The sequence below is a fragment of the Ruegeria arenilitoris genome, from assembly GCF_013032855.1.
Lineage (GTDB): Bacteria > Pseudomonadota > Alphaproteobacteria > Rhodobacterales > Rhodobacteraceae > Ruegeria > Ruegeria arenilitoris.
Genome location: NZ_WQDA01000004.1, coordinates 209794 through 230823, shown reverse-complemented (window position 1 = coordinate 230823; position 21030 = coordinate 209794). Strand labels below are relative to the sequence as shown.

At 62.4% G+C, this 21030-nt stretch carries 13 protein-coding genes; 1 reads left to right on the top strand and 12 read right to left on the bottom strand.

Going from position 1 to position 21030, the window contains the following annotated elements; translation table 11 throughout:
- Positions 1–6 precede the first annotated feature (6 nt).
- Both GOW72_RS14660 and GOW72_RS14655 read right to left on the bottom strand, forming a co-directional pair.
- Positions 7–1905 (bottom strand): RiPP maturation radical SAM C-methyltransferase, encoded by a 1899-nt coding sequence (locus GOW72_RS14660; RefSeq protein WP_280525663.1) that lies wholly within the window; start codon positions 1903–1905, stop codon positions 7–9.
- 75 nt (positions 1906–1980) lie between these two features.
- Positions 1981–2262 carry an Os1348 family NHLP clan protein gene (locus tag GOW72_RS14655; RefSeq protein WP_170341400.1) on the bottom strand — a complete coding sequence of 94 codons (282 nt, stop codon included), beginning with the start codon at positions 2260–2262 and terminating at the stop codon, positions 1981–1983.
- A 151-nt stretch (positions 2263–2413) separates the two neighbouring features.
- On the opposite strand from GOW72_RS14655, the gene GOW72_RS14650 reads away from it, so the two are divergent.
- Positions 2414–5290 carry an ATP-binding protein gene (locus tag GOW72_RS14650; protein ID WP_170367342.1) on the top strand — a complete coding sequence of 959 codons (2877 nt, stop codon included), beginning with the start codon at positions 2414–2416 and terminating at the stop codon, positions 5288–5290.
- A 51-nt stretch (positions 5291–5341) separates the two neighbouring features.
- Here the strand turns inward: GOW72_RS14650 and GOW72_RS14645 are convergent, their stop codons facing one another.
- The 10 genes from GOW72_RS14645 to GOW72_RS14600 form a co-directional block, all read right to left on the bottom strand.
- Positions 5342–6100: a maleate cis-trans isomerase family protein gene (locus GOW72_RS14645; RefSeq protein ID WP_170367341.1), complete on the bottom strand. Its 759-nt coding sequence runs from the start codon at positions 6098–6100 to the stop codon at positions 5342–5344.
- Entirely contained in the window at positions 6097–7179 is a 1083-nt protein-coding gene (locus GOW72_RS14640) for a pyridoxal phosphate-dependent aminotransferase (protein WP_170367340.1), read from the bottom strand. The genes GOW72_RS14645 and GOW72_RS14640 overlap by 4 nt, the downstream gene beginning before the upstream one ends.
- Positions 7176–8825 (bottom strand): hydantoinase B/oxoprolinase family protein, encoded by a 1650-nt coding sequence (locus GOW72_RS14635; protein ID WP_170367339.1) that lies wholly within the window; start codon positions 8823–8825, stop codon positions 7176–7178. Before GOW72_RS14635 ends, GOW72_RS14640 begins: the two co-directional genes overlap by 4 nt.
- A complete protein-coding gene (locus GOW72_RS14630) occupies positions 8822–10921 on the bottom strand; it encodes a hydantoinase/oxoprolinase family protein (RefSeq protein ID WP_170367338.1) in 2100 nt (699 codons plus the stop codon). Before GOW72_RS14630 ends, GOW72_RS14635 begins: the two co-directional genes overlap by 4 nt.
- A gap of 226 nt (positions 10922–11147) precedes the next feature.
- Positions 11148–13808 carry a nitrate reductase gene (locus GOW72_RS14625; protein ID WP_170367337.1) on the bottom strand — a complete coding sequence of 887 codons (2661 nt, stop codon included), beginning with the start codon at positions 13806–13808 and terminating at the stop codon, positions 11148–11150.
- The gene (nirD, locus tag GOW72_RS14620; protein WP_093963084.1) at positions 13808–14140 is read right to left on the bottom strand and encodes a nitrite reductase small subunit NirD; all 333 of its coding nucleotides are present in this window, start codon (positions 14138–14140) and stop codon (positions 13808–13810) included. Before nirD ends, GOW72_RS14625 begins: the two co-directional genes overlap by 1 nt.
- A complete protein-coding gene (gene nirB, locus GOW72_RS14615; protein WP_170367336.1) occupies positions 14137–16572 on the bottom strand; it encodes a nitrite reductase large subunit NirB in 2436 nt (811 codons plus the stop codon). The genes nirD and nirB overlap by 4 nt, the downstream gene beginning before the upstream one ends.
- A 4-nt stretch (positions 16573–16576) precedes the next feature.
- Positions 16577–18256 carry an ABC transporter ATP-binding protein gene (locus GOW72_RS14610; RefSeq protein WP_170359407.1) on the bottom strand — a complete coding sequence of 560 codons (1680 nt, stop codon included), beginning with the start codon at positions 18254–18256 and terminating at the stop codon, positions 16577–16579.
- A gap of 5 nt (positions 18257–18261) precedes the next feature.
- Positions 18262–19344 (bottom strand): ABC transporter permease, encoded by a 1083-nt coding sequence (locus tag GOW72_RS14605; RefSeq protein ID WP_068345377.1) that lies wholly within the window; start codon positions 19342–19344, stop codon positions 18262–18264.
- Positions 19345–19416: 72 nt separating this feature from the next.
- Entirely contained in the window at positions 19417–20784 is a 1368-nt protein-coding gene (locus tag GOW72_RS14600) for a CmpA/NrtA family ABC transporter substrate-binding protein (RefSeq protein ID WP_170359409.1), read from the bottom strand.
- Positions 20785–21030: the final 246 nt, after the last annotated feature.

Here is a 21030-nt window from a genome sequence, read left to right as displayed (position 1 = left end):
CCGGTCTCATTCCGCCGGTTGCGGTCCCGACACCTGTGAACTTGCGAATTCTGCGGGAAATTGAGCGGCGAAAGCACGTTCAGGCGCATTGCGGATCTCGGACCAGGTCGGCGCCCGCTGGAATCCTGGGGACCTGAGGGCGAGGGACAGTACGGATTTGTCCTCGACATAGATCAGCCCAAGCTTCTCAAGGCGGTCCATCGCGGCTTCAAACGCGTCCACCCCGTACAAATCGGACACCTGATCGCCAAGAAGCGCCCTGCCCATGATCACTGGGCTCAGGTCAAGGATGGCCCGAGCCGCCTCGTCCAATTGGTGAACAACGCGTTGGCCTGACGCACGCCGGTCGATCACCGTGTCGCCCTCGACGTAGAGGGCTGACGTACCGGCCTCGTTTTGCCATGCGGCAAGCGCATCCAACGTCGACGCCGCGCGTTGTGCTGGCGGGCTTGGACCGTTGTCGACGATGTCGAAATGGTAGGCGAAATTCCAGACTTCTTCGGGCGGCAGGTCGAATATGAATGAATACGGCTTCGCTGGTTCGACTTCGACCCCAAATGCTTCGGGGTGTTCAAAATACGGGCTGAACCGATCCGCTCGCACGGGTCCAATCGAGCCGGGTGGTTGCAGGTGATGCAGCAGCGGAATGAGCTTTGCCATCCGTTCGAAGGCCTCGGGGCTTTCTCGGGGAAACCCGTAGAGGAAACACCACTCGACAAAAACTCCGGCCTCGGCACACAGCTTCAGCGTCTGGATGTTCTGAATTCCGCTGACCCCTTTCCTCATATGCGCAAGGGTCGGAGTATCGAAGGTCTCGATCCCCGGCTGGATCTTTCGAACGCCGGCGTCGGCCAGACGGGCGATCACGGTCGGCGAGAGGTTTGATTTGACTTCGTAGTGCATCAGGAATGGTCTGGTGTCCTGCGCAAGTTTCGGGATCAAGGTCTTGAGGTAGCGGTGATCCAGAATGTTGTCGACCACGACAAGATCCGGGCCATAGAGATCGGCAAGCGTGCAGAATTCGGCATAAGCCCGCTCGGCTGACTTGCTCCGGTAGGTCATCGATTGGCCGTTCAGCCCGCAGAAAGTGCAATGGTGTTTCGCTCCCCACCAGCAGCCACGCGATGTTTCGATCGTAGCAGATGGCACAAGGCGCTCTGACAGCCCCGTAGTGCTTTGAAATTGATCAAAGAAGGCGTTGAAGTCCGGTATGGGCAGCTTGTCCAGATCCGTGGTCAGGCGCGGTCGAGACTCCTCCAGCGGGTTATCCAATTGGCTCCGGTTCAGAAACCCCTCGACCACGGGCAAGGGTCTGCTTGGCCCCAGGGCTTTCAGAAACTCGGGAAAGGCATGGTCGCCTTCGCCAATGCAAACCGCGTCCAGTTCAGGATGTGCCTGTATAAGCGCGCGCCCGAGCGGCCCCTCGCAATTAGCGCCGCCCATCACTATGATCACGTCGGCTGACCGTTTCCGCACAGCCCGGGCCAGTGCGATCGAGGCCATGACCTGTTGGAACGACGACGTAATCCCGATCACGGTCGGGTTCTGTTCCACCACCGCATCGGCGCAACGTTCGACAAACGCTCCGGCCTGCTTTCGGGCGGCAATGGCGTTTTGCATGAACGCCAGCCACTCGACTCCGGATACATAGTCACCAAGCACCGTGGTCAGGTAGTCCATCGCGTCCAGATCGCTGCGCGGGTAGATCAGATCGCTGAATATCCATTCACCCAGCAGCGCCTGATAGCAGCGGCCATCAGACAGCATGAAATACTCATCGAGGCCGATCGCCTCGGCATAGTCGAAGCTGAAGTACTTCTCGGTCGTCGCAAAGCCGTTGTCCCGCGCCAGCTGCGCAAGAAGAGACATCCCAAGCCCGGGATGTTGCAGCGAAGAAAACGGCATGGACACCAGACACAGCTTATGCAGAGCTGCGCCTTGGTCCTGACTGGAGACGACCGCGCTTTCGCTCATGCGAAGTTACGCGCAGCGGGGCCGGATCACACCGTCGGACGTATCTTCGTAGGCATTCTTGATGTCTTGCATCGCCGACTTCAGGTCGGATTCACCGGAAAAGACGTTCCCAATCGCGGCCAACAGCTTGCGCGCCTCGCCATCCTGATCGAGCGAGATTCCCAAGCGGTTTACTACGCCTTCGGGGTTGTCGATGAATTCTTTTCGAAAGGCCTCGTCAAGGATGCCGCGGCCAATGATCTGCTGAACATCTTCCAGGGTCAAACCCCGAGTATGGTGGTCACTCATAATTGTTCCTTTCGCAATACAAGGCCAATTGTTAATAGTTTTTTTACTCAATATCAATGCCGTGGATGGTCCGCGCCGCCCTTGCGTGGTGTCTGGAAAAAGGCCCGGATCAGCGACATACTGAACTCGGGCAGTCGGGGGGCGCTTGAACATGAGGAAACAGGTCCAGATCGAACCGACCGAGCGCAGAATGTGCACGGTTCTGTTCGCCGACATTGTTCGTTCGACCATGATGATCGGCAGTTTGGATCCCGAAGACGCCGTCAGCCATCTGGGTCCTGCCATCGAACTGATCATGTCGATCTGCGAAAAGTTTGGCGCAACGACATTGTTCACCGGCGATGGCGCGCTCGCGGTTTTTGGATCACCGAACGCGGACGAGGATCACGCGGTCAAGGCAATAGCCAGTGCCCAGCGGATCATCGACCGCATCGGCAAGCTGGACGATCGGCAGTTGGATGTGCGGGTTGGCGTTCATTCCGGCGAATTGCTGGTGGGCCAGTTGCAACACACCCTCGGGGAAGAGCAGGCCTTTCTAGGACCGGTCATGAACATCGCCAGCAAGATCGAGGCCGCCGCCAGAAAGAACGTGGTCACGGTTTCCGGTCAGGTTTTGGAGAATGCCGGTGATCTGTTCGACCATACACATGTGGGCGATCTCGAGCTGGACGGGGGTGCGGGTCCGATCAAGCTGTTCGAAATCACCGGCCGCAAAGAACAGGTGTCGCGCTGGATGGCGCGGGCGCGTCGCGAACGGTCGCCATTTGTCGGGCGCGAAAGGGAACTGGCCGAGCTTGTTGCGGCGTGGAACCAGGCGCGTGACGGCAAGGGCAATTCGGTTCTGTTGCTGGGGGCGGCTGGCGTCGGCAAATCCAGGCTGCTGCATGAGCTGGTCGAGAACTGGCCCCTGGGCGCGCACCAGGTTCTGGAGTTCAACTGCTTTTCGTTGGATCAGGAAGCTGCGTATCTGCCGATCACCCGCGTGATCAATGCCCGGTTGGGACTGTCGGACACCAAATCCGATGCCGAACTGGACCAGAAGCTGTCCGAGGTTCTGGGCGGAACCAAGTTCCTGGATGCGCATACCCGATCGGCCCTGTATTCGCTGTTCAGCCGTTTCCAAACGGAACCGGCGCTTTCGGCTGTAGATCCGTCTCGCCGACGGAGGCAATTGAACCAGATGCTGTCGCGGCTGGTTCTGTCGATGAAGCAGGACAAGCCCCTGCTTCTGTTGTTCGAGGATTTGCATTGGGCCGACCAGGGGACTCTGGACGTCATCGACAACCTGCTGGGGCAGGTGCGGGGAACGAATGTTCTGATCCTCCTGACATCGCGCAACGCGAACCTGTTCACGAATGACCCGGTGGGCTTGCTCAAGGTCGTTCCGGTCGCCCCGCTGGGCGAGGCGGCCTGCAAGGACCTGATCACGCGCTTGCTGGGTCAGAGCGACATCGATGGTCAGCTGGGCTCATACATCGAAGCCATGAGCGGCCGCACACCGCTTTTCGTTGAAGAATTCGCTCACCACATGCGGGACCGCATGTCGCAAGCCGGGTTCAAGGACGGAGCGATGGACAGCCTGGGCGACATCGAGATCCCCGCCCGGGTTCAACCGTTGATCGCCTCCCGGATTGATGCCCTGCAAAGCGAGGACCGCAAAGCTCTGCAGCTGGTTGCCGTCGGCGGGTTGCAGTGGACGTGGGGAGTTCTGGCCGACACGCTTCAACGGCTGGGCTTCGACGCCAAAACCCGGATCTCGACCTTGGTTGAGCGCGGTTTTCTTGAGCTGCCGGAATCTCAGGACGGCCAGCAGCTGCGGTTCAGTCATGCGTTGGTGCAGAAGGTTGGGTATCGCAGTATTCCACGCCAGCGCCGCGCAAGGCTGCACCGTGCGATCTATGAAACTCTGCTGAGCCGCGGCACATCCGACGATCTGGACGTGGCACAGTCCATCGCCCGTCACGCGGACAAAGGCGAGTTATGGCTGGAGGCTGCCGAGGCTTATACACGGTGCGGCGAGATGTCGATCAAGCTGTTTTCATTCGAGGCCGCCGTCTCATATTTCGAAAACGCCCTGCGGTGCATCGACCAAGTTCAAAAGCGGACCGGCACTCAGGTGGCTGTTGACCTCGGGCTACGCGCCCGACGCGGTCTGCGCGTTTCGCTGGTCGCCAGCGGCAACTTCAACCGCATCCTGACCATCTCACGCGAGGCGGAAGCCTTGTCCGACGCGTTGGGGGACACATCCGCGCGCGTTGCGTTTCAGGTCGACCAGGCGATCATGCTGACGATCTTGGCGGATGTGCGGCAAGCAATGGAGGTGTCTGAGCGCGCGCTGCGAACCGCAACCAACGCCGAAGATCCGCGCCTGCAGGCAAACGCGGCCTTTGCACTGGCCCAGGCTGCGTGGTTTCACGGCAACTTCGCGGCCGCACGGGCAGCGATTGATCAGCATGCGGATCTTTTCCAGACGGTGTTCCGTGTGGCCGAAGCAGGCACCACCGGGTCGATTTCGGTGCTTGGGCTCGCGACCCGTGCCAACGCCAACAGCATGATGCATCGGTTTGACGAAGCGGATGCCGGTATCCGTGAGGTGCTGTCGATCGCCGAAGAAACCGGCAAGGCCTATGACCTGAGTTTTGCGCTGATCGCGCGGGGGATCTGGTGCTGGCAGCGAAACGAACCGGCTGACGCCGCCATTGCGTTGCGCCGCGCCTTGCGCGTGTCGGACGATGCTGGAATCGATGTTCTGTGCTGTTTCGCAGCGGCTCCCCTGGCTCGGGTGCAGTCGGTGTTGGGTGAACTTCCGGATGCCCGACTGGTCCTGAACCGAGGTCTCGAACTGGCGCGGGACATGGAGATGGAGGCCTTCGTCGCCTGGCTGCTGTTGGCCGAAGTGCAGGTTCTGGCGCAGGAAGGCAGAACGAAAGAGGCCAAGGAACTGCAATCCGATTTGAACGACCTGTGTGACCGCAACGGGTATTTCCAGCACGAGCAATCCAAGGCATTGAGGGCGTTTAAGATTTGAACACCCCAAAAAGCCTCGGCTGAAACGACTGCTTATGCTGGCGCTAAGACTTCAGCGATGCAGGTTCAGCATCAGTCGGCCAAATCCGGACGGCGGCGTGGTGATCCCGGCCATCTGCATTGCCTGGAATGCCATCGCCTGATTCGAAGTTAGAACGGGCTTGCCAACAGTTTTTTCAAGCCGGTCGATGATTTCCACGCTGCGCATGTCCGTACAGGACAAAACCAACACCTCGGCCTCGGGGCAGTCTGCAGCCAAACCCAGGTCAGACACCGCCTGCGGGGTCAGGGCGCCTTGGCCGTAATTGTCCAGCTGGCCTGTCACTTCGGACCGCGACACGGTTGAAATGCCAGTCTCGGCCAGGAACCGGATTGCCAAGTCATTGATGTCCGCGACATAGGGAGAGGCAAAGCCGATACGTGTCGCCCCCAGCGTACGCAGCGCATGCACCAAGGCGCCCGCGGCCGTAACGGTCTGCGCCCCGCTGCTGGTCTTGATACGGTCGGCAAGTTCGCGATCGAAGGCCGGGCCATGGGTCAGCGTTGCCGAGGTACACCCATAAAGAACGACATCCGGCCGGACACCATGCAAAAGCCTGAGCGGCTCAGCCAGATCGGCGGCGCCAAGACCGTGCATTTGGGCAGCATCGGGGATTTCTTCCTGATCATAGCCACCTATCCGGGCAAAGTGCAGTGAAACGCCCTCGGGCCGTAGCATCGTCATGTCGGGTTCGAGATTGGTGTTCGTGAATGGCACGAGAATGCCGAAACGGGACCGGCCCCTGGATGGGTGGAAATCTGGCTGTGTCATGGCTGAAACTCCTCGGCCCAACGCTCCAGAACCGCGGCCATGAGTTCGAGGTCTGCAGTCTGACCGATGGTGGCACGTAGGCAATTGGCCAGTCCCGCGCAGGATTGCGGTCTCAGGAATATGCCTTTTTCCCGCAGGGCTTTGTCGGCTCTGGTCGCGGTGGATTGGTCTGCAAAGCGGATCAGAAGAAAGTTGGTATGGCTTTTGGGAACGTCGAACTCGGCGGACCGAAGGCGATCGGCGAACCGGTCGCGCAGCTCGGCCGTGATGGCACATGTCTCGCGCATGTAGTCCTGATCGTTCAGTGCGGCCAAGGCAGCCGCCTGTCCGCACACCGAAACATTGTTTGGGTTCATCACCTTGCGTATCTGGACGGCGATCTGCGGTGGGAACAGGCCCCAACCGACGCGAAACCCGGCCAGCCCATAGGCCTTGGACAGAGTTCGAAGAACGACCGTGTCCCCCCGCGCGACAAGGTCGAACATCGGCTCGTTCAGATCATCGGCGAACTCGCCATAGGCCTCGTCGATCACAAGCAGTGTGTTGTCCCGCAACCCTTCCCGAAGCCGCACCAGATCGCGGCGGGAGATACGTGTCCCTGTCGGGTTGCCGGGATTGGCCACAAATACCACCCTAGTATCCTGCTGCATGGCTGCCAGAAGCGCATCGACGGATACGCATCCGTCCACCTCGGCGGCGGTGTCGAAACGGGCGCGAGCCAACTGAGCCACGGTACGAAAAAACGGGTATGCGTTCGCAGGGGCAAGAACGGCGGCGTCTGGTCCGGCAAAGGCCAGCGCCAGACCCTCAATCAGCTCCATCGACCCGTTCCCGCACAACAGACCTTGCTCGGGCAGGCCATGAAGCTCCGCCAGTCGCGCACGTAACGCCGTCCAGTCCGGGTCCGGGTAGAGGTGCCCGTTCGCGGCCGCCTCTGCGACGGCCTGTCCGACCAAGGGACTTGGCGGGCGCAGGCTTTCGTTCTGCGACAGCGAAACAAGGCGCTCTCCTGCCGGCGGATCCAGCTGAGCCAACGCATAAGGTGACATGGCAGCGACATGGGAAACGGGACGGATCATGGCTTTACCCCATAGACATGCTGCGCGGCCCGGGCGCTCACAAGCTCGTCCCGCACATCCTGTCGAACAGCCAAGGGTGACCTTTCATCGGGTGGCCCAAATCCGCCGCCGCCCGGAGTTTGGAAGATCAGCGTTTCGCCGCCGCCAATTCGCACCTCGCCCTTGCCCGGCAAGTCCGGGCCGTCGGGGCCGAGACGGATGCGACCGGGCGCGCCCGCCAGTCCGCCGTGCCGTCCCTTGGCTGGGTTTGCGATGCGTTCGACCGAAAGGAACAGCATGAAATCCTCGCCGGTGGAGGAGCGTATTTCGATGTTCTGCCCCAATCCGCCGCGGAGGCGACCGGGGCCACCGCTGTCCTGGCGCAATTCGCGACGTGTGATCAGGACAGGCGCGACAGCCTCGGTTGTCTCGATCTGGCTGCCCCAGACACCCGAGGGGAAGGCCGTCGCCGACAGGCCATCCAGGCTTGGCCTTGCGCCGGTTCCGCCGCTGAACACCAATTCCAGAGCAAACTGCGTGCCACCGCGGGAAACCGCCTCGGGTGCGTGGCGCAGAGGCAGGTCGTACATGCACGATGCGCCTTCGGCTGGCACGGCGTCCGGCAGAGCCTGCGACAGGCAGCCATAGACCAGATCCGGGGTCATCTGTCCCAACGTATGGCGCATGGCCACCGGAGCGGGTGGCTGCGCATTCAGGATGCAATCCGCCGGTCCCGTCACGTGGAATGGCGCCAAAGAGCCTGCGTTGTTGGGGATGTCTGGGCCGATGATGCAGCGCAGGGCAAATACCGTATAGGCCGTTGCATAGTTGAGCGGCACGTTGATGCCTTTGCGCGACAGGCCCGATGTGCCCGAAAAGTCGACCAGAACCCGGTCATCCTTGATGGTCAGGGCTGCGTGCAAATCGATCTCGCACTCGTATCCATCGACGGTCAGCACATTGTGCCACGTGCCCTTCGGCAGCGCCGAAATGGCCTCGATCGTGCCGCGGCGCGAGGTTTCGATGATGTAATCGGCCAGACTGTCCAGAGTATCGATGCCAAACTCGACCATCATGTCGGCCAGACGCGCTGCGCCCGTTTCGCAGCATGCGATCAATGCGTAGATGTCGCCCTCGTTGGCGATGGGCTCGCGCGAGTTGGCTTTGACGATATCCATCAGCAGCGCGTTCAACTGACCTTGGTCGACCAGTTTGCACGGCGGGATTCGAAGCCCCTCATCAAAGATATCCGAGCCTTCGGGACCCATGCCCAAACCGCCAAGGTCGACCAGATGCGAGGTGCAGGCCGTAAACCCAACCACATTGCCACGATGAAAAACCGGCATCATCAGCAGGAAATCGTTCAAATGGCCGGATGCGATCCAAGGATCATTGGTCAGAAAAATATCGCCCGGCTTCATTTCGGAGCTGGAGTATCGCCCGCACAGGGTCTCAACCGCTTCGGCCATCGTGTTGATGTGGCCCGGCGTTCCGGTAACGGCCTGGGCCAACATACGGCCGCGTACATCAAAAATGCCGGCGGATATGTCGCCGCATTCACGAACGATCGGAGAAAAGGCGGCGCGGATCAGCGCCTGGCCCTGTTCTTCGACCACCGCTAGCAGCCGGTTCCACATGACCTGCAGACGGGTATTCGTCGTGTTCATTCGGCGTCCTCCAGTATCCGGTTGAGCCAGAGATTGCCGCCGCCATCGACGCTGGCCTGAAAATCCGCGCTGACGAATGTGGTGGTTTGAGGCTCGGTAATCAGCGCCGGTCCGCGCAAGCTATCGCCGGGTTCAAGCCCGGATCGATCGTAGATACCGGCGTCGCACCAATGCCCGCTGACATCACACAGAATGCGTCGATGGCCGCACGGGCGCACCGTGCGCTGGTGGGCTGCGTCAGGAACCCGGCTGAGGGCAGGGGCGGGTGACGACACCTCGACGGACCAGTTGAGAATCTCGATCGACATTCCCGGTACCGCGCGGCGGAACAACCGGCTGTACTCGGATTCGAAATCCCGGCGCAGGGTTTCGATGTCTGCAGTCCCAAGTGCCCGATCCGGAAGCGCGATCTCGATCTCATGACCTTGGCCGTGGTACCGCATGAAAGCCTGTTTTCGGATCGACAACTCGGCTTCAGGTGCACCGGCACGGACCACGGCCAGCGCCTCGGCTGTCATTTCGTCAAAAAAGGCGTTGAGGCCGTCGAGATCCGGCTGGTCCAGCGTGGCATAGCGCGACCGGACGATTTCGAAGGCGACCGGCGCATACAGAAATCCGACCGCTGACCCTACGCTCGGGTCCTTCGGGATCACGATTTGGTCGACCTGACACCGCCGGGCCACTCGCGTTGCGTGCAATGGCCCATTGCCGCCAAAGGCGATCATCACTCGGGTTGCCAACTCTTTTCCGGACTCGACCGCGTGCATCCGACCTGCGGCGGCCATGCTTTCGTCGACGATTTCGCTGAGACCACGTGCGGCCAGGTCCGGCGCCAAATCCAGCGCGCTCCCGATTTCCAAGGTGATGGCCTGTTCGGCGGCTGCCGTGTCAATCGTCAGTCGGCCTTCGGCAAACCGGCCGGGTTCGATCAGGCCCTGCACCACATCGGCGTCTGTTACGGTCGCGGCCCTGCCGCCATTGCCGAAGGCGGCAGGGCCTGGCTGTGCGCCGGCACTTTCGGGGCCAACCTGCAGGCGACCCAGCCGGTCGACTCTGGCAATCGAGCCGCCGCCTGCGCCGATTTCGATCATCTCGATCACGGGGATGCGCACCGGCATGCCTGAGCCTTTGATGAAGCGCGCGGCCCTTGCGATTTCGAACCTGCGCGCGGTCTGCGGGCGGAAAGCATCAATCAGACACAGCTTGGCCGTCGTCCCCCCCATGTCAAAGCTGGTTACGGCGCGCGCACCGGTTTCAGCCGCGATCCGTGCTGCAAGGATGGCCCCGCCGGCCGGGCCGGATTCGACCAACCGGATCGGCAGGCGGGCGGCCGTTTCCAGGGTTGTCATACCACCACCGGCCGTCATCATGAGAATGGGACAGCTCAGCCCCTCTGCGGCGAAGCGGGATTGGAAATCGGCCAGATACCCGGCCATCTGGGGCTGGATATAGGCGTTGGCGATCGTAGTGCACAGGCGGTCAAATTCGCGCGCCTCGGGGCTGACTTCGTGCGAGAGCGAGATGGCCAGGTCGGGGAGAGCCCTGAGCAACTGGTCCCGCAGAGCCAGCTCGTGCTTTGGGTTGGCATAGGAATGCATCAGGCACACCGCCACGGCCTGGGCGTCGCTATCCTCAATCCGGCGCACCAGATCGTCCATTCCCGCGACATCCAGCGGTGTCAGTTCGTCACCACGTGCATCCATTCGCCCGCCGATCGTGAAGGCACGAGCGCGTGGGACCAGCAGGTCGGGCTTGACCAGATTGATGTCATACTGGCTGTAACGACGTTCATACCCAATCTCGAGTATGTCCCGAAACCCGTCGGTGGTTATTGTCGCAACCGAGGCACCGCGCCGCTCGATCAGGGCATTGGTGGCCAGAGTGGTGCCGTGAATGAACCCGGAAACCTGCGGGAAACCGGCATTGGCGTCATCCAGAACGCGCTTTGCACCAATCAAGGCGCCGACGGTTGGGTTGTCCGGTGTCGTCGGAGTTTTCGTCGTTGCGAGGATATTGGATTGCCCGTCCATCAGAACGGTATCGGTAAATGTGCCGCCAATATCGACGGCCAGCCGAAGCCCAGCGTGATTGTGCATAAAATGAAGCCATGGGCAGAAGTTTCAGATCGTTTCGGGCTGCTGGTTCAGCATCCGAAGACTGCGAAAAAACCCGTCCCTCGTCAGACGACGAGGTTGCAACCGGTTGCCCGGCGGCCTTGGGTATCTTTGGTGCAGTCAATCACGGCTTGATCACTCTGGTTGTCGATCCGATGGAAAAATGCTGCCCATCGCGGGATCACCTGTCAACAGAAATGCGACAGGGTTAGGCGACGCCTCCCTGCAATTGTAGGCTTAGGTTGTCCGCGGCATCCGGGGAATACCGGTCGATCAGGGCACCCAATTCAGGCCGGCAAGACCCGCAATTTGTTCCGGCGCTCAACGCCGCGCCGATAGCGTCGACACTGATCGCTTTCCCGCACGAGATCGCGTCAACGATCGTCTTCAACCCGACGCCAAAACAGGCGCAGATGATCGGTCCGGTGTCCTTGGCATCTGCGGGTGCGCGGCCGGTCAGAAACTGTGCGGGTGGTATGTCCGGCATCGACGCAAGATAGTCCCGCATCAGGGGCAGCGGGCGCGGCGACACGAACAGTGCCGCTTGCAGGCATCCGTTCTGCGACAACGCAATGCGAAATGAACCGCGGGCGGGGTCACCTGCCGTGACCGCGTCCGCATCGGTCAGCGCAAACCATTCGCGGGCGGTTTGTTCCCAGTTCTTTATCCGGGCATGATCAGCCAACTCTGTCCTGTAACCGTTGTCCGTTCGGACCGTCGCCCGGTAGGCGACCGAGGGGGTCAGAGGGTTCCTGGAGACAGCAAAGGCGTACCACGGCGCCTGCATGAGCGAGATCGAAACGGGTGTTGCCTTGCTTTCGGGTTGTCCGGAAATCGGATCAGTAGTGCCGGGAACCAGCATGTCCACCCGGCCCGAAGGGGCCGTTTCCGCAGTCCAATGGATGGGGGCAAAGACGTGACCGATGCGAACATCTTGGGTGATGCGCGCGCGAAAAATACCACGCCCAGTGGGACTGGTGACCTCGACAAGATCTGCGCTGGATATCCCCTCGCGGGCGGCGTCCTGGGGATGAATGTCCACAAACGGCTCGGCCAGATGGGCGGACAGGCGGGCTGAAAGACCGGTCCGGGTCATGGTGTGCCATTGATCCCGTGTGCGTCCGGTGTTCATCACAAAGGGATATTTCGGTCCGGGCAGGGCTGCCGGACGCCGATGAGCAACGGGAACGATCCGGGCCTTCCTGTCGGAGTGAAAGAAGTGTCCGCCACCAAAAAATCTCCCACCTGCACCTTTGCGACCCAATGGCCAGCGGGTGGGTTCCAATTCGGCATAGCCCGCCTCGTCAATTTCGGAGAAGCCCGAAATGTCGAAGTCTTTCCCGAACTGCGCGGCGATTTGGGACATTGCGGCGTATTCCCGGAATATCTCGGCCGGTGAAGCGTAGTCGAACGCGGTTTTCCATCCCATGCGGCGGCCAACTTCGGCCAGGATGTCCCAATCCGGGCGCGCTTGGCCCGGTGACTGCAAAACGGCGCGTTGCCGGCTGATGGTTCGGTCGGAATTCGTGACAGTTCCGTTCTTTTCGGCCCACCCAGCGGCCGGCAACACAACGTCGGCCAGACGCGCCGTATCGGTATTCAACGTCAGATCACTGACGACCGTGAACGAGCAGGCGGCGATTGCGCGGCTGACCCTGTCAGCTTCGGGCATGGTTGCCGCCGGGTTGGTGTGGATGATCCAAAGGGCCTTGATCTGCCCATCTTCGACCGCACGGAACATGTCCACGGCCTTCAGCCCCGGAGACTGCGGTATTGCAGGCGCCTGCCAATACGCCTGAACCGCGGCGCGATGATCGGCGTTTTCGATGTCCAGATGGCAAGCCAGCGTGTTGGCCAGACCACCCACTTCGCGCCCACCCATCGCGTTGGGTTGGCCGGTGACCGAGAACGGGCCCATTCCCGGCCGTCCGATCCGACCGGTGGCCAGATGGCTGTTCAGAATGGCGTTGACTTTGTCGGTCCCGCTGGAGGATTGGTTCACTCCCTGGCTGAAGACCGTCACGACGCGCGGGGTATTGATCCATAGATCGAAAAATGCGGCGAGTTTTTCGGCAGGCAGGCCGGTTTCCGAGATCTGGTCGTTTCCGGCCGTTTCCAGTGCGGCTTCCAGACCCGAGGTTAGCCTCACGAAGTCCGGGTCCACGGCCCCGCGCCGATGAATCTCGGTCAGCAGCCCGTTGAACAGCGCCACGTCGCTGCCCGGATTCAGCGCCAGATGCAGATCGGCCTGATCGCAGCTGGCGGTGCGGCGCGGGTCGATCACCACGATCCGGGTGCCGCGCGCCTGCCGTGCCGCCAGGACGCGCTGGTACAGAACCGGGTGGCACCACGCCAGGTTCGACCCGACCAGCACCACCAGATCGGCCTGATCCAGATCCTCGTAGGTGCCGGGCACGGTGTCGGTGCCAAAGGCCCGCTTGTGCCCGGCCACGGTCGAGGCCATGCACAGCCGCGAATTGGTGTCGATATTGGCCGATCCGATGAAGCCCTTCATCAGCTTGTTGGCCACGTAGTAATCCTCGGTCAGCAACTGCCCCGAGACATAGAAGGCCACGCTGTCGGGACCATGCGCCGCGATCGTTTCGCGGAACCGGTCGGCCACCAGCTGCAGCGCGTTGTCCCAGCCCACGTTCCTGCCAAAGGCGCGCGGGGTCAGCAGGCGGTGGCCCAGCCCGACCGTTTCACCCAGCGCGGTGCCTTTGGAACACAACCGTCCGAAATTCGCCGGGTGGTCCGGGTCGCCCCGCACGGTCAGACCGCCGGCCCCGTCCGGGCGCAGCAGCACGCCGCAGCCCACGCCGCAATAGGCGCAGGTGGATCGCACCTCAGGCAGGTTCGAGCCGTCCATCACGCGGCGCTCCGCTCGGTGACGGCGCGGGCGTCCAGCAGGATGCGCCCGCCTTCCAGCCGAACCGGATAGGTGGTGATCCGGCCTTCATCCGCGCCTTGAGCCTCGCCCGTATTCAGGTCGAACACCCAGTTGTGCAACGGACAGGTCACCGACTGGCCATGCACGATGCCTTCGGACAGCGGGCCGCCCTTGTGGGGGCAAGCATTGCTGGCCGCGAACAGTTCGGCCTCGGCCGTGCGGAAGATGGCGATGCAGCCAAGACGGGTTTTCACCAGACGCGCGCCACGCAGCGGCACGTCGTCGATATGTCCGATGTCGATCCAGCTCATTCCGCGGCCTCCAGGGTGAAATCTGCAATCGGGGCATAGCTCGGCGCCTTGTCGCGGACATGCTCGGCCCAGGGGTCCTTGCGATAGATGCTCTGCGACAGTTCGAACCGCGCGACCAATGCCCGCCGGTTTTCGAGGTCGTCGACCACATTGGCCCTGACCCAGTCCATGCCGACCTTGGCCAGCCATTTGTACAACCGGTCCAGATACTTGCCGCCCTCGCGATAGGCCTGGGTGACGGCCATCACAACCTCGATCGCCTCGTCCTCGGTCGGGACCTGGCAGAGCAGCTCGGTTTCCTTGACGTCCATCCCGGCCGCCCCGCCGATACCGATCTGATAGCCCGAGTCCACGCAGACTACGCCGATATCCTTGCAGGTCGCCTCGGCACAGTTGCGGGGGCAACCCGAGACCGCCAGCTTGAGCTTGTGCGGTGTCCACGATCCCCACAGGATCTGTTCCAGCTTGATGCCAAGGCCGGTGCTGTCCTGGGTTCCGAAGCGGCAGTGATCGGTGCCGACACAGGTTTTGACCGTGCGCAGACCCTTGGAATAAGCGTGCCCCGAGACCAGGCCGGCCTTGTTCAAATCGGCCCAGATGGCGGGCAGGTCCTCGCCCTTGACGCCCAGCAGGTCGATGCGCTGACCGCCTGTGACCTTGACGGTGGGCACGTCGTATTTCTCGGCCGCGTCGGCGATGGCGCGCAGCTCGGCCGGGTTGGTGATGCCGCCCCACATGCGGGGCACGACGCTGAAGGTGCCGTCCTTCTGGATGTTGGCGTGTTTGCGTTCGTTGACGAACCGGCTTTGCGGGTCGTCCTGATACTCCAGCGGCCAGTCGGCCAGCAGGTAATAGTTGATCGCCGGCCGGCAGACATGGCAGCCATTGGGCGTTTTCCAGCCCAGCTCCTGCCAGACGGCGGCCTGGCTTTTCAACTCTTGCGCCTTGATCAGGCGGCGCACGTCCTCGTGGGTCAGATCGGTGCACCCGCAGATCGGTTGCGCCGCCGGCATCTGGAACTCATCGCCAAGCGTGACCTGCAGGACCTGTTCGACCAGACCCGTGCACGTTCCGCAGGATGCGCTGGCCTTGGTGCTGGCGCGCACGGCGGCCAGATCGGTGGCCCCGGCGGCGATCGCCTCGACGATGGTGCCCTTGCATACGCCGTTGCAGCCGCAGATCTCCGCCTCAGGCGGCAATGCTGCAACGGCTGAGAGAGGGTCCGCGGTGTCGCCTCCCTGATAGGCCGGGCCGAAGATCAGCGTGTCGCGCATCTCGTCGATGTCGGTGCCGTCCTTGATCAGGCCGAAGAACCAGCTGCCATCGGCGGTGTCGCCATACATGACCGCGCCGATCAGGCGGTCGTCTTCGATCACCAGCCGCTTGTAGACCCCGCGCGCCGGGTCGCGGAACACGATGTCATCGCGTCCCTCGCCCTCGGCGAAGTCTCCGGCGCTGAACAGGTCGCAGCCGGTGACCTTCAGCTTGGTGGCCAGTTCCTTGACCACGAAAGCATCCGGCTGGCCCAGCAGGGTATTGGCCACGACCTTGGCCTGATCGAAAAGCGGCGCCACCAGGCCGAACAGGTGGCCGTCGAATTCGACGCATTCGCCCACGGCCATCACATCCGGGTCCGAGCTTTGCATCTGCGCGTTCACCTCGATCCCGCGGGCAACGTCCAGCCCGGCATCGGTGGCCAGCCGAGTTTCGGGGCGGATGCCGACGGCCATCACCACCAGGTCGGCGGGCAGCGTCTCGCCGCTTTCCAGCAGCACCGCCTCGGCGCGACCCTCGCCCAGAATGGTCTTGGTCGAGGCCTGGGTCCGCACGGTGATCCCGCGGCGTTCCAGATCCTTGCGCAGCAGGTATCCGGCGGCTTCGTCCAGCTGCCGCTCCATCAGGTGGCCCATCAGGTGCACCACGGTAACGGTCATGCCGCGCTCGGCCAGCCCCGCCGCGGCCTCGAGCCCCAGAAGCCCGCCGCCGATCACCACCGCGTTGCCACCCTTGGCGGCCGCGTCGATCATCGCGTTGGTGTCGTCCAGATCGCGATAGGAGATGACGCCGGGCAGGTCCTTGCCCGGAACCGGAATGATGAACGGGGCCGAGCCGGTGGCGATCAGCAGCTTGTCATAGGGCACATGACCGTTTTCGCCCTCGACCACCTTCATCTCGCGGTCGATCTTCACCACATGCTCGCCAAAGCGGCAGGCGATGCCCCGTTGCGCGTACCAGTCGCCGTCATGGGTGACGATGTCCTCATAGGTCTTCTCGCCCGACAGAACCGGGCTGAGCATGATGCGGTTGTAGTTTCCGCGCGGTTCGGCGTTGAAAAGCGTGATGTCGAACACATCTGGCGCGGTCTCGGTCAGATGTTCAAGCACGCGGCCCGACGCCATCCCGGCACCGATCACGACAAGTTTCTGTTTCATGGGGTCACTCCGCTGCAATGGCCTTGGGGGCGGGCGATTTCGGCTTGGCGCCGTGTTCGTATTCTTCGAGAAAATCCAGAACTTCCTGCCGGTAGGCGTAATAGTCGGGATGTTCGAGCAACGCCTTGCGGGTGCGCGGGCGCGGCAGGTCCACGCGGGTGATCTTGCCGATCGTAGCCTGCGGGCCGTTGGTCATCATCACCACCCGGTCGGCCAGCAGGATCGCCTCGTCCACGTCATGGGTGACGCAGATCGCGGTGACCTTGGTGCGCGACCAGACCTCCATCAGAACCTCCTGCAGCTCCCAGCGGGTCAGGCTGTCGAGCATCCCGAAAGGTTCATCCAGCAGCAGCAGCTTGGGCGACAGGGCAAAGGCGCGGGCGATGCCGACGCGCTGTCTCATGCCGTTCGACAGGTCGCTGGCCTGCTTGTCCATCGCATCGGCCAGGCCGACGCGTTCCAGGTAGTATTCCACCACGTCCTGCCGTTCGGCCTGGCTGGCGTTCGGATAGACCTTGTCGACCCCGATCGCCACGTTCTCTTTCGCGGACAGCCACGGGAACAGGTTGGGTGACTGGAACACCACCGCGCGTTCAGGGTCGGCGCCTTCGACGTGGCGGCCATCCAGCTTGATCGCGCCCTTGGAAATCTCGTTCAGCCCCGCCGCCATGGTCAGCACCGTGGATTTGCCGCAGCCCGAATGGCCGATCAGCGAGATGAACTCGCCCTTGTCGATCTTCAGATCGAAGTCCTCGACCACGGTCAGCGGCCCCTTGGGCGTGGGATAGACCTTGTGCAGTTGCGAGAAATCCAGGAACCGGCTGTCGATCATGCCCTTCTGCGCCTCGGTCACGGCGGTGGGCACGCCGTGGATCGGCGTGACCTCGGGCAGGATGCGGGTGCCTTCGACCTTGGCCTCGATCCCCACATCCATCAGGTATTTGGTGACCTCGGCGCGCAGGCGCTTGAAGGTTTCATCGGTGTTCATCGCCGCCCGGTCGCGCGGGCGCGGGATCGAGACGCGGAACTCCTGCCCCAGCGTGCCGTCGGGGTTCAGGGCGATGATCCGGTCGGCCAGAATGATCGCCTCGTCCACGTCATTGGTGATCAGCACGCAGGTCTTGCGGTCGGCTTCCCAGATGCGCTCGATCTCGTCGGCCAGGTTGGCGCGGGTCAGAGCGTCCAGTGCCGACAGCGGCTCGTCCAGCAACAAGACCTCGGGGTTCATGGCCAGCGCCCTGGCTACGTTGACCCGCTGGCGCATCCCGCCCGACAATTCGGCCGGCCGGCGCGACGCCGCGTGACTTAGGCCGACCATCTTGACGAAATGGGCCACCTTCGCGGCCTTCTCGGCCTTGGGCAGGCCCGGAAAGACCGTATCGACCGCCAGTCCGACATTGCCGCTGACCGTCAGCCACGGCATCAGCGAGTAGTTCTGAAAGATCACGCCGCGTTCCGGCCCCGGCCCCTTGATAGGCGCGCCCTTGAAGGTGACCTGCCCGCGGCTGGGCATGTCCAGCCCGGCCATCAGGTTGATCAGCGTGGTCTTGCCGGTGCCGGAAAAGCCCAGGATCACCAGGAACTCGCCCTCCTGCACCTGCAGGTCGATGCCGTTCAGAACATCGGTGCGCCCGGTGCCTTCGCCGAAAGATTTTGAGACATTTTCGAAGCTGAGGATGCTCATCACGCTCACCGGTTGTTTGTAAAGGTAAACAGGGACTGCAGCGCGTACATCACCCGGTCCAGCAGGAAGCCGATGATGCCGATGGTGAAGACTGCCACCATGATCCGGGCCAGCGAGCTGGACGAGCCGTTCTGGAACTCGTCCCAGACGAATTTGCCCAGGCCCGGGTTCTGCGCCAACATCTCGGCCGCGATCAGGACCATCCAACCCACGCCCAGCGACAGGCGCAGGCCGGTGAAGATCAGCGGCAGCGCCGAGGGCAGCACCAGCTTGGTGATCTTGGTCCAGGTGTTCATCTTCAGAACCTTGGACACGTTCACCAGATCCTTGTCGATCGAGGCCACGCCCAACGAGGTGTTGATCAGCGTGGGCCACAGCGAACACAGCGTCACCGTGATGGCCGAGATCAGGAAGGATTTCGCGAACCAGCCGTCATTGGTGACATAGACGGCCGAGACGATCATCGTCACGATCGGCAGCCAGGCCAGCGGCGAGACCGGTTTGAACACCTGGATCAGCGGGTTCAGCGCCGCGTTTGCGGTGGGCGACAGCCCCGCCGCGATGCCCAGCGGCACCGCCACGACCGTGGCGATCAGGAACCCGAAGAACACGGTTTTGATCGAGGTCCAGATCTGCTGGTAGTAAGACGGCGCGCCGGTATAGGCGACCTGCTTGACCTCGTCCGCGCGTCCGGCCTCGATCAGCTTCTGGTTCCGCTTTTCGACCATCGCCTCGAACTTGGCGCGTTTGGCGGCCTTGGCCTGAGCGTCCTGATTCAGGTTGACCATTTCCTCCCAGACCTGCGCCGGGCCGGGCACCGCCCCAAGCGATGTCTGTACCTTGGGGGCCAGCGTCGCCCACAGCAGCAGGAAGGCGCAGATCGACAGGATCGGCACGATCAGCAGCCGCCAGATCTCGGCCATCTGGGCGCGGGGATTGTCGCCGGCGGCGGCCTTCAGAACCGGGGTGGCCCAGCTGAGGCCCAGCACCTGGAACCATTTGTCGGCGGCGTTGATGCGGGTGAAAAGACGGGCGCGGCGCGCGTCCCGTGCGGCGTCTGCGTTGAATTCCGGATCGACCGTTGTCATCTGATGCGTCCTTGCGATGGCGGGGCGTTTCAGGGGCCCTGCCCGACCGCAGCCGGGCAGGGCGGTTCGGGGTCAGCCTTGGATTTCGGTCCCGACGACCTTCTGGTCGCCCTTCAGGCCGATCGGCAGGCTTTCGAGATAGGCGTTCGGCGCGTGGCCATCGAAGGGAATGCCGTCGATGATGTCCTCGGCTGGGGTGGGCGCCTTGTAGCCGTCGCTGTCCCAGGGGAAATCGGCCTCGTCCGCCAGGCCTTCTTCGACCAGAAGGCGCGCGGCCTGCAGATAGATCTCGGGCTTGTAGACCGACTTGGCGACCTCGTCATACCAGCTGTCTGCCTTGGCTTCGGGGATCTGCCCCCAGCGGCGCATCTGGGTCAGGTACCAGACCGCGTCGGAATAGAACGGATAGGTCGCGTTGTAGCGGAAGAACACGTTGAAATCGGGCACCTCGCGCTTGTCGCCCTTTTCGTATTCGAACGTGCCGGTCATCGAGTTGGCGATCACCTCGTAATCGGCCCCTACATATTCCGGGCGGCTGAGGATCTCGACCGCCTCGGGACGGTTGGCATTGTCGTTCTCGTCCAGCCACATCGCCGCACGGATCAGCGCCTTGGTCACGGCCAAGGTGGTGTTCGGGTATTCCTCGGCGAATTCGGCGGTGATGCCGAACACCTTTTCAGGGTTGTTCTTCCACAGCTCGTAGTCGGTGATGACCGGAACGCCGATGCCCTTGAACACCGCCTGCTGGTTCCAAGGCTCGCCCACGCAATAGCCATGGATCGTGCCGGCCTCGAGCGTCGCGGGCATCTGCGGTGGCGGGGTGACCGACAGGAACACGTCCGCGCCGATCTGACCGGTCACGTTTTCAGGGCTGTAATAGCCCGGGTTCAGCCCCCCGGCGGCCAGCCAGTAGCGCAGTTCGTAATTGTGGGTCGAAACCGGGAACACCATGCCCATGTTGAAAGGCTTGCCCTCGGCCTTGTACTTCTCGACCACCGGAGCCAGTGCCTCGGCGCTGATCGGATGCTGCGGGCGGCCGTCGTCCATCACCGGGATGTTGGGTTTCATCTCCGCCCAGACCTCGTTGGATACCGTGATGCCGTTGCCGTTCAGGTCCATCGAGAAGGGCGTGATGATATGCGCCTCGGTTCCATAACCAATGGTCGCCGCCAGCGGTTGACCGGCCAGCATATGCGCACCGTCCAGCTGGCCGCCGATCACGCCGTCCAGCAGAACCTTCCAGTTGGCCTGCGCCTCGAGCGTCACGAACAGGCCCTCGTCCAGGAAATACCCCTGCTCATAGGCAACGGCCAGCGGCGCCATGTCGGTCAGCTTGATGAAGCCGAAGGTCAGTTCGTCCTTTTCCAGCTCCAGCATTTCTGCGGTGGCCGGCGCAACAAGGGCTGTCGTCGCAACAAGACTCAGAATGAGTTTTTTCATCTTTGTTCCTTTCGGTCCGGCCCAAACCGGGCTGGGTGGCGACCCGAGCAACGTTCGGGCCAAAAAAAAGCCGCCGACACACACCGCCGGAAGGAGAAGGCGGTTGGTCGAGCGGCTTTGCTCAGAAGTTTTGCCCAAGACATCGGGCGAATTCCTACGGTGGGCGACGTTGCCTGCCGTTGTCCTGATAAAGGCACCGGTGAGCAGATGAGTCATCCGAAATTGACGGCCATCAGGTGAAAATTC